Origin of the sequence: Arthrobacter sp. OAP107 (assembly GCF_040546765.1) — a bacterium.
Taxonomy (GTDB): domain Bacteria; phylum Actinomycetota; class Actinomycetes; order Actinomycetales; family Micrococcaceae; genus Arthrobacter.
Genome location: NZ_JBEPOK010000001.1, coordinates 5,036,652 through 5,048,681, shown reverse-complemented (window position 1 = coordinate 5,048,681; position 12,030 = coordinate 5,036,652). Strand labels below are relative to the sequence as shown.

The following is a 12,030-nucleotide window of genomic DNA, read 5'->3' as shown; positions in this document are numbered from 1 at the left end:
GTGCAGGCAGAATCACCGGTGGAGCCCGATGATCTGACCCCCGAACAACTGGCAGCCCAGTGGGAGGAAGAAAAACCCCCGGCCGCCGGTGCGCTGGCCAACGTGGGATCCTCCCTGGCGGTCATCTGCGTCGGCGTCGGAGCAGTAGTCCTGTCCATCGCCATGGGCCTGGGCACACCGTCCGCCCCGCAGCCGGGCCTGTGGCCGTTCATGATCAGCTGCGTCATGGTGGCCCTCGGGCTGTTCCAGCTGGTCATGGGCCGGCACAACCGGGACGCTGAGAAGTTCACCCGGATGTCCATGGCCCCGCTGACCGGCCTGGTCACCCTGGCCGCCATGGTGGCCCTCATGCCGCTGGCCGGCTTCGAACTGCCGGCCCTGGTGCTGTGCATCATCTGGATGCGTTTCCTCGGCGGCGAAACCTGGCGCTCCACGCTCGTGGTGAGCGCCGTCGTCGTGGCAGCTTTCTACGGCATCTTCGTGACTGCGCTCAACACTTCCATCCCCCACCTCTTCTAGGAGACCACCGTGGATTTCCTGAATCCCGTGCTCAACGGATTCGCAGTCGTCCTGGAGCCAATGAACCTCCTGTACTGCCTGATCGGCGTCGTTATCGGCATGCTGATCGGTGTATTGCCCGGTCTGGGGCCCGCGGCAACCATCGCCATCCTGCTTCCGCTCACCTACAACGTTGAGCCCGTCACCGCCATCATCATGCTTGCCGGCATCTTCTACGGTGCGCAGTACGGCGGCACCATCACCTCGGTGCTGCTGCGCCTGCCCGGTGAGGCCTCATCGGTGGTGACCGTTTTCGACGGCTACCAGATGGCCAAGCAGGGACGGGCCGGCACGGCCCTCGGTTTGGCATCGATCGGCTCGTTCATCGGAGGCACCGCCTCAATTGTCGGCCTGACCTTCCTGGCCCCGATCGTGGCGAGCTTCGCCCTGGACTTCGGTCCCGCTGAATACACCGCCCTGGCGCTGCTGGGCATCCTGCTGGTGGCCACCATCAGCAGCGGCTCCAAGACCAAGGCACTCATCGCGGCCGCCCTCGGCCTGCTGCTGGCGACCGTCGGGCGGGACATCTTCACCGGTGAAAACCGGTTCACCTTCGGCAGCCTGGAGCTGGCCGACGGCATCGACTTCGTGCCGATCGCCATGGGAATCTTCGGCCTCGGCGAGATCATGTACAACCTCGAAGAGCGCCACCGCGCCGCCAAGGCGCCCTCCGCCGTCGCAAACGTCTGGCCCTCCCGGGGCGACCTCAAGCAGGCGTCCGGCGCCATCGGGCGCGGCTCGGTTCTCGGCTTCTTCCTGGGCATCCTGCCCGGCGGCGGCGCCACCATCGCCTCGATGGCCTCGTACGCCATGGAGAAGAAGCGGGCCAAGCAGCCCGAGCGCTTCGGCAAGGGTGCACCGGAAGGCGTGGCCGGCCCGGAGACGGCCAACAACGCCGCGGCGACGTCCTCGTTCATTCCGCTGCTGACCCTCGGCATCCCGGCCAACGCCACCATGGCCCTGATGTTCGGCGCCCTGCTGATCCAGGGCGTCACACCCGGTCCGCAGCTCGTGGAACAGGATCCGGGACTGTTCTGGGGCGTGGTGAACTCCATGTACATCGGCAACATCCTGCTGCTGATCATGAGCCTGCCGCTCGTGGGGATCTTCGTGAAGATCCTCCGGGTCCGCGCCGCCATCCTGGCGCCGATCACTGCGCTGATCACCCTGCTCGGTGCGTACACGATCAACAACAGCATGTTCGATGTCACGCTCGTGGTGGTCTTCGGGATCGTGGGCTACCTGATGAAGAAGTTCGGCTTCGAGCCCGGTCCGCTGGTGCTGGCATTCGTGCTGGGCTCCCTGCTGGAGAGCTCCCTCCGCCGTGCCCTGCTGGTCTTTGGCGGCGACCCACTGGGCTTCTTCAGCCGGCCCATCTCCGCCACGCTCCTCATCGTGTTCGTTGTTGTGGCCGCGCTCCCGGGCATCCGCTCAGCGCTGGCCAGGCGCAAGGCCACCGTCCCCGCGGGACCGGCCGCCAGAGAAATCAAGGAGAAGGTATGAGCATCATCGTCGGATTCGTCCCCACCCCCGGCGGGGGAGGCCGCCCTCGCGGCGGGCATCGCGGAAGCCCGCCTCCGCAACCAGGATCTGGTGATCGTCAACTCCGCCCGTGAAGGTGCGCTGGTGGACAAGTCCGTGGCACCGGACGATGTCCTGGCCAACGCCTCCCGGCAGGCCGCAGATGCCGGCGTGACGGCAAGGGTGATTCAGCCGCCGTACCAGCATGACTTGGCCGATGAGTTCCTCGACGTCGCGCGGGAGGAAAACGCCTCCCTGATCGTCATCGGGCTGCGGCACCGCACACAGGTGGGCAAGTTCATCCTGGGCAGCCACGCCCAGCGCATCCTCATGCAGGCTGACCGTCCCGTTCTGGCCGTGAAGGCCGACGGCGGCCAGTTTTAATTCCATAATCACCGCTTGGAAAGAGGCGGGCCGGGCTCCCGTTCGGGATTCCGGCCCGCCTCAGCCGCATTTCAGGGCACGGTCAGGGTCTGCGTATCAGCTCTATGCCCGCTGCCGGTACTGACGAGGCGTTTCGCCGGTGTCATTGAGGAAGTGGCGGTTGAAGTTGGACAGGTTGGAAAAGCCGACCTCGTAGCAGATGTCGGAGATGGCTTTGTCACTGTGCTCCAGCAGGCGGCGCGCATGGGCCAGACGAAGCTTTCGGACCAGATCACTGAAATTCTGGCCGGTGGAGCGTTTGAAGTATTTGGAGAATGTCGGCTCGGTCATGCCGACCAAGGCTGCCGCTTCGGACATCTTGATACTGCCGGCGTGGTTGCTGAAGACATACTCCAGGACGATGTCGACGACGGCGGCGGCCTGGCCGTCCAGCTGCGGCCGGAACCATTCCTCCGCCAGATAGCGCCGTTCTTCCTGCGGCGCCCGCGCAAGTATCGTGAAGAGTTCCAGGAGGTGGTGAAGCCGCTCCAGCCCATCCGATCGGCCCATGGCTTCGATGGAGACGGCGGCATCCCGCGCCGAGCGGCCCAGGAACTCAATCCCGCGCGCGGACTGTTCCAGCAAGGGCTTGACCTCCTCCATTTCAGGAACGGTCACAGCGGTTTGTTGGACCCACCTCCCGTCAAACTGAATCACGGCGTCACGCCGTTCGAGCACTTCGCCGGGCTCCAGGTCGCTGACCCAGTCGTGCGGCAACCCTGATCCGACCAGCGACACGTGGCCCGCCTCAAAGGTGCCGATGTGGTCGCCCACGATGAACTTTCCGGTGCCTTTGCGGATCAGGTGGATCTCATATTCCGGGTGGTAGTTCCAGCGTGCGAGCGGGCTGGGGTAGTCGTGCTCATGCCACCGGACGGAGTGGCTGGGGTCCGGCGGGATGACTTCCCGGTTGGCGCGCATGCCCAGCAGCCGTTCGGCGAGCCGGGCCGTTGCGTCGTCGGGAGGCGCTGTCATTGGGGTACTCCGTGTCGTGGGATGTTTATGAAATATGGACACCGCAGGCCGGCGCCTTCGCCTAGATTACCGCCATCGTGGGCCATTGCCACGGAAAATTTGTATCAGAATTCAGCAACCAGGGCGCTAGTTGTGCCCTGTCCCACAGACCTAAAGTTGAGGAACACAAGCGCGGCACGCCGGATTCCCCGGGCAGATGCCGCTCCAGTCAGGTACTCCGACACAGCAGTCGGGGTGCAGTGGCTGCGCACCCCCTTGAAGAACAAAGGAGTCCTCAATGCGCTCAAAAATGCGCGCTGCCTCAATGGCCGCCGGCGCCCTGTGCCTCGCACTTTCTGCCTCGGCCTGTTCCGGGGCCGGCGGCGGTTCGGCTGCCGGTGACCAGAACAGCATCAATGTCCTGATGGTGAACAACCCGCAGATGGAAGACCTGCAGCGGCTGACTGCGGACAATTTCACCAAGGACACCGGGATCAAGGTCAATTACACGGTCCTCCCTGAGAATGACGTGCGGGCGAAGATCAGCCAGGAATTCTCCAGCCAGGCCGGACAGTACGACGTGGCCTCACTCTCGAACTACGAGATTCCGTTCTACTCCGAAAACAAGTGGCTGGCACCACTGGACAACGTGGCCGAGGATGCTGAGTTCAACCAGGCCGACATTCTGCCCGCCTACACGGAGTCACTGACCGGCAAGGACGGCAAGCTCTACGGCGAACCGTTCTACGGCGAGTCCTCCTTCCTGATGTACCGCAAGGACATTTTCGAGGCCAAGAGCCTGACCATGCCGGAGAAGCCGACTTGGGACCAGGTCGCTGATCTGGCGGCTAAGGCCGACGGCGCGGCTCCGGGCATGAAGGGCATCTGCCTGCGCGGCCAGCCCGGCTGGGGCCAGGTCTTCGCGCCGCTGACCACCGTGGTGAACACCTTCGGCGGGACCTGGTTCGACAAGGACTGGAACGCGAAGGTCAACGCACCCGAGTTCAAAGAAGCGACCGAGTTCTACACCAAGCTGGTACGGGAGCACGGCGAAGCCGGCGCGGCTCAGGCCGGGTTCACCGAGTGCCTGAACAACATGAGCCAGAGCAAGGTGGCCATGTGGTACGACGCCACCTCCGCCGCGGGCGCGCTGGAAGCCGCCAGTTCCCCGGTGAAGGGCAAGATTGGCTACGCACAGGCTCCGGTGAAGAACACGAAGTCCTCGGGCTGGTTGTGGACCTGGTCCTGGGGTGTCCAGGCAGCGTCCAAAAAGCAGGACGCTGCCGGGAAATTCATCGCCTGGGCCAGTTCGAAGAAGTACGAGGAACTCGTGGCTTCCAAGCTGGGCTGGGCCAAGGTTCCCTCGGGCAAGCGCATCTCCACCTACGAGAACGCGGAGTTCCAGAAGGCCGCGCCGTTCTTCAAGGCTGAACGCGCGGCGATTGAGAACGCCGACCCGAAGAATCCCGGTGTGCAGGAGCGTCCGGTTGTCGGCATCCAGTTCGTCGGGATCCCCGAATTCGCTGACCTCGGCACCACGGTCTCCCAGGGTGTCAGCTCCGCCATCGCAGGGCAGGGTTCGGTAGAGGACGCGCTGGCCAAGGGCCAGGATGCCGCTCAAAAAATCGGCGACAAGTACAAGAAGTAACCACCCACCAATCAGTGCTGTGGCCCGCGTGACCGCGGGCCACAGCACTGCAGGAGACAGATCATGACTTCCGCACCAGCCCGCGTCGCTGCCCGTTCCGGCCACAGCGCATCCAAACCTTCCAAGAACGCCAGATCCCGTGAACGCGCTCTGGCCTGGGCACGGCGTGCGCCGCTGCTGCCGGCCCTGATCTTCCTCATGATCGTCACCCAGCTTCCGTTCGTGGTGACCCTGATCATTTCGTTCCTGAACTGGAACAGCCTGCGTCCGGACCAGACCGGTTTCGCCGGTTTCGATAACTACATCCAGGTCCTGACCAACGCTGACCTCCGCCAGGCCATCTTCACCACCGTGCTGCTCACCGTCGCCGTCGTCCTGGCCAGCCTGGTCATCGGCCTCGGCCTGGCACTGCTGCTGGACAAGAAGTTCATCGGCCGCGGACTGGCCCGCACGCTGCTGATCGCACCGTTCCTGGTGGTGCCGGTGGCCGCGGCCCTGATCTGGAAGCACGCCCTGCTCAACCCGACGTACGGTTTGATCGACGGCATCCTGACCTGGATCTGGTCCCTGTTCGGCAGCGACACACCGCCGCAGCCGGACCTGCTGTCCCAGGCGCCGCTGATGGCCGTCATCGTCTCCCTGGTCTGGCAGTGGACTCCGTTCATGATGCTCATCCTGCTGGCCGGCCTGCAATCCCGGCCGATGGACACCGTGGAAGCCGCCCAGATGGACGGCGCCACGTCCTGGGACATCTTCCGCCACCTCACCCTGCCGCACCTGCGCCAGTACCTGGAACTCGGCGGCCTGCTCGGAGCCATCTACATCGTGCAGAATTTCGACGCCGTCTTCACCCTCACATCCGGCGGCCTGGGCACCGCCAACCTCCCCTACGCGATCTACCAGACGTTCTACTTCGCCAACGAATACGGCCTGGCATCCGCCGCCGGCGTAGTGGTGGTCATCGGCACCATCATCGTGGCGACCTTCGCCCTCCGCACCGTTTTCTCGCTCTTCAAGAAGGAGGCAGCACGATGAGCACCCTCACCCCCGCCGCAGCCCAGAACTCGGGCCCTGCCAGTTCCACATCACCGACCGCGCTCAACACCCGGTCACGCCGCCGTATATTCGGGTTCGGTGGTAAGTCCCGCATGGACCCGACCCGCAACAACACCGCCGCAGGGATCGCGGCCTGGCTGCTGGCCCTGCTGTTCGCCGCGCCGGTCCTGTGGATGATCCTGACGTCCTTCCACTCGGAAACTGACGCTGCCACAAACCCGCCCTCGGTCGCGGGGAACCTCACCCTGGACGCCTACAAGGAGTTCTTCGGCGCCAGCTCCGGCGTCAGCCCCTGGCCGCCGCTGATCAACTCCGCCACGGCTTCGATCCTGTCCACCGTGCTGGTCCTGGTCCTGGCCATCCCTGCGGCCTATGCGCTGTCCATCCGGCCGGTGAAGAAGTGGACCGACGTGATGTTCTTCTTCCTTTCCACGAAGATGATGCCGGTGGTTGCCGCGATCCTGCCCCTTTACCTGTTCGCCAAGACCACCGGCGCGCTGGACAACATCTGGTTCCTGATCCTGATGTACACCTCCATGAACCTGCCCATCGCCGTCTGGATGATGCGCTCCTTCCTGGCCGAAGTGCCCGTTGAAATGCTCGAGGCAGCCCAGATCGACGGCGCAAACCTGCTCCTCACCCTTCGGAAGATCATCGCTCCCGTGGCCATGCCGGGCATCGCCGCGACCGCCCTGATCTGCTTCATCTTCAGCTGGAACGAACTCCTGCTGGCCCGGGTCCTCACCGGCGTCGTCGCGGGCACCGCCCCGGTTTTCCTCACCGGCTTCGTCTCCAGCCAGGGCCTCTTCCTCGCCAAGGTCTGCGCGGCCGCCGTCGTCATTTCGCTCCCGGTGCTGTTCGCCGGCTTCGCCGCGCAGGACAAACTCGTCCAAGGCCTCTCCCTCGGCGCCGTGAAATAACAGCGCCGTCAAATAGCACCCGCCTTCAAGTAGCCGGCCATCCCCACTTCCATTCGCAGAGGATTACTTCGATGACAACACCCACCGCACAGTCCCGCACTCTCACGGACACAGAACCGCCAACCTCCATGCGCGCCTCCATCCTGAAGCGCCAGGGGGACATGGCCCTGGAGACCCTGCCCATCCCCGGCCTTGAGCCCGACCAGGTCCTGGTGCAGGTCGCCGCCGTCGGCGTCTGCGGCAGCGACGTCCACTACTACGAACACGGGCGGATTGGGGACTACGTGGTGGACCACCCGCTCATCCTTGGCCACGAACTCTCCGGCCGGATCGCCGCCGTCGGAACCGCCGTCGACCCTGGCCGCATCGGCAAGCGCGTCGCCGTCGAACCCCAGCGCCCGTGCCGCACGTGCAAGCAGTGCAAAGCCGGACGGTACAACCTGTGCCCGGACATCGAGTTCTACGCCACCCCGCCAATCGACGGCGCCTTTGCGGAATACGTCACCATCCAGGGCGACTTCGCCTACGACATCCCGGACAGTGTGAGCGACGAGGCAGGCGCGCTCATCGAACCGCTCTCGGTGGGGCTCTGGGCCTGCGAACGTGCCGAAATCCGCCCCGGTAGCCGCGTCCTCATCGCGGGAGCCGGCCCCATCGGCATCATCGCCGCCCAGGCCGCCCGCGCCTTCGGCGCCACCGAAATCTACATCAGCGACATCGCCGAGGACCGCCTGGCCTTCGCCCTGGAACACGGCGCCACCCACGCGCTGAACGCGAAGACAGACACTGTGGAAGGGCTCGACGTCGATGCCTTCATTGACGCTTCCGGCGCACCCCAGGCGGTCCGCTCCGGCATCAAAGCCGTGGGACCGGCCGGGAGGGTGATCCTGGTCGGGCTCGGGGCGGACGACGTCGAACTCCCCGTCTCGTACATCCAGAACCGTGAGATCTGGCTCTCCGGCGTCTTCCGCTACACCAATACCTGGCCCCTCGCCATCCAGCTGATCACGGACGGAAAAGTGGACCTGGACGTCCTGGTCACCGGTAAGTTCTCCCTCGCCGAGTCCCAGGAAGCACTCAAGGCCGGCAAACAGCCGGGTCAGCTCAAGGCCGTCGTCTACCCGGGCCGCTGAGCATGATCACTGTCATCGGGGAATCGCTGGTTGACATCATCGATGACCAGCGGCGGGATAACAGCGATCCCGAGGTGCACGCGGGCGGCAGCCCGCTCAACGTTGCCGTCGGCTGTGCCCGCCTGGACCTCTGCACCAAACTCGTCACGCACTTTGCCGAGGACCGATACGGGCGCATGATCGCTGACCACCTGGACAGCAACGGCGTGGAGAGCATCGTCGGCGGCTCCGAACCGACATCAATCGCCCTGGCATCCCAGGATGCCGCCGGAGCAGCGCAATATACGTTCTCCATCAGCTGGGACATAAACGGTGCGTCCATACCTGCCCTGTCAGCCGCGGAGAGTTCGCTCCATGTCCACACCGGCTCCATTGCGACGGCACTGCCCCCGGGCAACAAGTCGGTACAGGGCCTGGTCGAGGCAGCACGCCCGCACGCCACCATCAGCTTTGACCCCAACTGCCGTCCCGCCATCAGCCCGGACGTGGCCGCGGCACGGGAACAGGCCGAGGACTTTGTGGCCGCCAGTGACATCGTCAAAGCCAGCGACGAGGACCTGGTGTGGCTTTACCCCTACAGGACGCTTGAGGAGTCAATGGCCGCCTGGCTGGACCTCGGACCGTCGCTGGTGGCATTGACCCGCGGCGCCGACGGTCCGGTGCTCATGACAAGGCAGGGACGCGTGGAGTTGCCGGGTAAGCCCATCGCGGTGGCTGACACCGTCGGGGCAGGGGACTCCTTCATGGCCGGACTGATCTCCGGGCTCGCCCAGATGGACATGCTGGGGGCCGCCGCCAGGCCACACCTGTGCAGCCTGTCCCTGGATGATCTGCACGCCCTTGCCGCCTACGCGAACAGGGCCGCGGCGATCACCTGCTCCCGCCAAGGCGCCAACCCGCCGACGTCGGCAGAGCTGGGTCCCTTGACCGGCGCTTTCGACGTTCAGCAGGCCCGCTCCTAGAAGACCGAATGTCCGGACCGAAAATGCCTGGCACCGCCGGCCCGGCCCCTTCAGGGCGATCACGTCCCACCATGCGCGACGTCGCAGCACTGGCCGGGGTGGGAACCAAGACGGTCTCCCGGGTTGTGAACGGAGAGCCGAACGTCTCCGAGGCAACCATCGATCGCGTCCGTCACGCAATAGAGCAGTTGCACTACCAGCCCAACCTGGTTGCCGCGAACCTCAAGCGGGCAAACGGCAGGACACTGACGGTCGGGTTTCTGGTTGGAAACCTGGCCGATCCGTTCTCGGCTGCAGTTCTTCGGGCAATTGAGGAGAGGCATGGGAACGGAAGACTGCCGTCATTGCAGCCAGCCATGATTACGGCCCCGAAAGGGAGTTGCGGATCATCAGGAACTTCGTGGGTCGACGTGTGGACGGGATCATCCTGGGACCAGCCAGCGGTAGGCATTCTTTCCGTGCCATGGAGGCGGCCAGGGGCACGGCGCTCGTCTTCTTGGACGCAGTACCCGTCGGAGTGCCGGCAGACACGGTGACAACGGACAACGACGCCGGGGTGGTCCAAACGTTGCGCGAGAACGGCGTGAACAGCTCAATCGCGCTCGTCGGTTTTGACGACTTTCCCCTGGCTGACGTGCCCGACCCTGGAATCACGGTGATCGCCCAGGACGCGGAAGGAATCGGGCGGATCGCGGCAGAAAAGTTGTTTGCACGGGTGGACGGTTTCTCCGGGGAACCCGCAACACACCTCATCCCGGCCACGCTGAAAGAGCGCGGCAGTGGGGAAATCCGTCTGGGGTCTGCACGCAGGCGACCATACGTTTCGGCAGGCATAAGCTAATACCACAAGGTCGCTTCCAGCACCGGAGAGTTCATCGTGGATGCTGAAACCGCCAATGTGATCGGTCATGACGTCACCACCATCACCTGCGTGTGCGGCAACACCGTCAGCCAGGCCGGATTGATACAGGCCAACTCACAAGGCGTCCCCGTTTACGCCGGAGGAAGCACTTCCATGCCCGCGGAGCTGGCCGAATGGCCTGCGGATGAGGATCTCTACACCCTCTGTCCCACATGCGGCCGCGTGTACCGCGATTCGATAGTCGAAGAGACAGGGACCGCGCCCGTCGCTTTCCGGGTGGACGTCACCGCCGGCCCAATCGCCGAGGCAATCGAGGCCCACTGGAACCTCAGCACGTAGGCAAGACGGCAGCGCTCGGGTCAGGCGTCCTCATGGGCGAGGTTGCCGGAGAGCTCGCGGTGGGCGCCGGCCTGGTCCCGAAGGGCGATGGCCCGGGTCTCGAAGACGCCGACCGCGTCCGCACCTGCAGCGAACCGCAGCGGCGGTTCGTCCAGTTCGGCCAGTTTCATCAGGGCGTCGGCGAGCCTGGCCGGGTCCCCGCCCTGCTGGCCGTTCATGCCCTTCCACGCGGTGACCGTCTGTTCGGTGCGTTCGGTGTAGTCCTCAATGGTGGATGCCGCGTAGCTGGTGGATTCCGGGGTGAGCAGCTCGGTCCGGAAGAACCCCGGCTCCACGATCATGCTGCGGATGCCGAACGGGGCCACCTCAGGCGCCAGGGACTCGGCCCAGCCCTCCACACCGAACTTCGACGCGGCATAGGCGCTCAGGAACTCCCCGCCCGTGATGCCGGCGGTCGAGGAGATCGTGACCAGAAGGCCAGAGCGCTGGGCCCGCAGGACCGGCAGGGCCGCGCGGGTGACATTGATGGGGCCGAACATCGTGGTTTCGATCTGGGCCCGGAAGTCCTCCGGGGTGATTTCCTCGAAAAACCCGGCGTAGAAGTTACCGGCGTTGTTCACGATGACATCGATCCGGCCGAAACGGTCGACGGCTGCCTGGATGGCCGCCGTGGCGTCAGTTGGATCCGTGACATCGAGCTTCACCGCAAGAAGGTTCTCATTGTCGCCGACGGCCTGGACGACCTTTCCCGGGTCGCGGCCTGTGGCGACCACTGCGTGGCCGGCGCGCAGGGCCGCCTTCGCGATGTCGGTCCCCATGCCGCGGCCTGCACCGGTGATGAACCAGACCTTCCTCCCGGGCGTGCTTTCAATCCGCTCATTCATGGAGTCCTGTTCAGTCATGTTTTGATTCTGTCTTTCCTTGTTTGCGGTTTCCCGGCTGCGTATTCGAGCGCATGCCCGGGACGGTGGATCCGCCGGCAGAGTCGCCGCCGGTCCCCGGCACCCGGATCGAGGAAAAGATACCGCGCCTGGTTCGGAACCCGGCCCGGAATGTCGGGGCCGGACGATACCGCCGAGTCGAACACCTGGGCGTACAGGGCGCGGCCCAACATGTTGGCGGCGAGTACGTCGGCCCGGCCGTCCTGAACCAGCGCGACAACGGCCGTCATCCCGTCCAGCAGTCGCAGCACCCCGGGCCTGACCCGCTGCTGCGTCGGCCGCCGCGGCGTCCGGCGCGACGGCGAGTTGGCTGTCCGCGCCAGATCCATCAGGTGGGCCCGTTCGGCCTCGTCCAGCTGAAGGGCGGAGGCCACAGCCTCCAGCACCGAGTCCGAGGCGCCGCGGATGCTGCCGCGTTCCAGCCGAGTGTAGTAATCCGTGCTCACACCGGCCAGCTGCGCCACTTCCCCACGGCGCAAACCCGGTACCCGTCGCAGGTCCCCGTAGCTGAAGATCCCGGCCTGCTCAGGGCTGACCTTCGCACGGCGCGAGATAAGGAACTCACGGATGTCTGCTTTTCTGTCCACAACCACCACGCTACGCGGGCCGATTTTCCGGCGGCAGTGTCTATCAGACACCCCCAACGTTTAGCCCTGCTTCGCCGGCCGAGGAAACCGCTGACGCAAATAGTCGATATTCCGGGGGCCGCCGAC

Annotated in this window: 12 protein-coding genes and 2 pseudogenes; 11 read left to right on the top strand and 3 right to left on the bottom strand. The window is 65.1% G+C overall.

All coding sequences use genetic code 11. The features are described 5' to 3' along the window. From ABIE00_RS23185 to ABIE00_RS23175, 3 genes and pseudogenes are all read left to right on the top strand, one after another. Positions 1-519: a tripartite tricarboxylate transporter TctB family protein gene (locus tag ABIE00_RS23185; protein ID WP_354262971.1), complete on the top strand. Its 519-nt coding sequence runs from the start codon at positions 1-3 to the stop codon at positions 517-519. 9 nt (positions 520-528) lie between these two features. Further along, positions 529-2,061, top strand: coding sequence for a tripartite tricarboxylate transporter permease (locus tag ABIE00_RS23180; RefSeq protein ID WP_354262970.1), 1,533 nt, complete (start codon positions 529-531; stop codon positions 2,059-2,061). After that, a pseudogene (locus ABIE00_RS23175) lies at positions 2,058-2,463 on the top strand (universal stress protein). The gene ABIE00_RS23180 and the pseudogene ABIE00_RS23175 overlap by 4 nt, the downstream one beginning before the upstream one ends. A 102-nt stretch (positions 2,464-2,565) precedes the next feature. Here ABIE00_RS23175 and ABIE00_RS23170 read toward each other — a convergent pair. After that, complete coding sequence (locus tag ABIE00_RS23170) at positions 2,566-3,477, bottom strand: AraC family transcriptional regulator (protein ID WP_354262969.1); 912 nt, start codon at positions 3,475-3,477, stop codon at positions 2,566-2,568. Between the two features lie 277 nt (positions 3,478-3,754). On the opposite strand from ABIE00_RS23170, the gene ABIE00_RS23165 reads away from it, so the two are divergent. From ABIE00_RS23165 to ABIE00_RS23130, 8 genes and pseudogenes are all read left to right on the top strand, one after another. Continuing rightward, entirely contained in the window at positions 3,755-5,104 is a 1,350-nt protein-coding gene (locus ABIE00_RS23165; RefSeq protein ID WP_354262968.1) for an ABC transporter substrate-binding protein, read from the top strand. Positions 5,105-5,167: 63 nt separating this feature from the next. Beyond that, positions 5,168-6,139, top strand: a complete 972-nt coding sequence (locus ABIE00_RS23160) for a carbohydrate ABC transporter permease (RefSeq protein WP_354262967.1) — start codon at positions 5,168-5,170, stop codon at positions 6,137-6,139. Continuing rightward, positions 6,136-7,080: a carbohydrate ABC transporter permease gene (locus ABIE00_RS23155; protein ID WP_354262966.1), complete on the top strand. Its 945-nt coding sequence runs from the start codon at positions 6,136-6,138 to the stop codon at positions 7,078-7,080. Before ABIE00_RS23160 ends, ABIE00_RS23155 begins: the two co-directional genes overlap by 4 nt. Positions 7,081-7,151: 71 nt before the next feature. After that, positions 7,152-8,213, top strand: coding sequence for an NAD(P)-dependent alcohol dehydrogenase (locus ABIE00_RS23150; protein ID WP_354262965.1), 1,062 nt, complete (start codon positions 7,152-7,154; stop codon positions 8,211-8,213). Between the two features lie 2 nt (positions 8,214-8,215). Next, positions 8,216-9,175, top strand: a complete 960-nt coding sequence (locus ABIE00_RS23145) for a carbohydrate kinase family protein (RefSeq protein ID WP_354262964.1) — start codon at positions 8,216-8,218, stop codon at positions 9,173-9,175. 8 nt (positions 9,176-9,183) lie between these two features. Further along, positions 9,184-9,321, top strand: a pseudogene (locus ABIE00_RS23140) (LacI family DNA-binding transcriptional regulator); the annotation flags it as partial. A 254-nt stretch (positions 9,322-9,575) separates the two neighbouring features. Then, complete coding sequence (locus ABIE00_RS23135; protein WP_354262963.1) at positions 9,576-10,016, top strand: substrate-binding domain-containing protein; 441 nt, start codon at positions 9,576-9,578, stop codon at positions 10,014-10,016. Positions 10,017-10,052: 36 nt separating this feature from the next. Beyond that, positions 10,053-10,376, top strand: a complete 324-nt coding sequence (locus ABIE00_RS23130) for a hypothetical protein (protein WP_354262962.1) — start codon at positions 10,053-10,055, stop codon at positions 10,374-10,376. Between the two features lie 20 nt (positions 10,377-10,396). Here ABIE00_RS23130 and ABIE00_RS23125 read toward each other — a convergent pair whose 3' ends face one another. After that, positions 10,397-11,278 carry an SDR family oxidoreductase gene (locus tag ABIE00_RS23125; protein WP_354262961.1) on the bottom strand — a complete coding sequence of 294 codons (882 nt, stop codon included), beginning with the start codon at positions 11,276-11,278 and terminating at the stop codon, positions 10,397-10,399. Beyond that, positions 11,275-11,904, bottom strand: coding sequence for an MmyB family transcriptional regulator (locus tag ABIE00_RS23120; protein ID WP_354262960.1), 630 nt, complete (start codon positions 11,902-11,904; stop codon positions 11,275-11,277). Before ABIE00_RS23120 ends, ABIE00_RS23125 begins: the two co-directional genes overlap by 4 nt. Positions 11,905-12,030: the final 126 nt, after the last annotated feature.

Excerpts from the sequence above, each read along its gene's own strand:
- ABIE00_RS23125 (WP_354262961.1), bottom strand. The coding sequence starts at position 11,278 with ATGACTGAACAGGACTCCATGAATGAGCGGATTGAAAGCACGCCCGGG.
- ABIE00_RS23165 (WP_354262968.1), top strand. The coding sequence starts at position 3,755 with ATGCGCTCAAAAATGCGCGCTGCCTCAATGGCCGCCGGCGCCCTGTGC.
- ABIE00_RS23170 (WP_354262969.1), bottom strand. The coding sequence starts at position 3,477 with ATGACAGCGCCTCCCGACGACGCAACGGCCCGGCTCGCCGAACGGCTG.
- ABIE00_RS23155 (WP_354262966.1), top strand. The coding sequence starts at position 6,136 with ATGAGCACCCTCACCCCCGCCGCAGCCCAGAACTCGGGCCCTGCCAGT.
- ABIE00_RS23145 (WP_354262964.1), top strand. The coding sequence starts at position 8,216 with ATGATCACTGTCATCGGGGAATCGCTGGTTGACATCATCGATGACCAG.
- ABIE00_RS23160 (WP_354262967.1), top strand. The coding sequence starts at position 5,168 with ATGACTTCCGCACCAGCCCGCGTCGCTGCCCGTTCCGGCCACAGCGCA.
- ABIE00_RS23150 (WP_354262965.1), top strand. The coding sequence starts at position 7,152 with ATGACAACACCCACCGCACAGTCCCGCACTCTCACGGACACAGAACCG.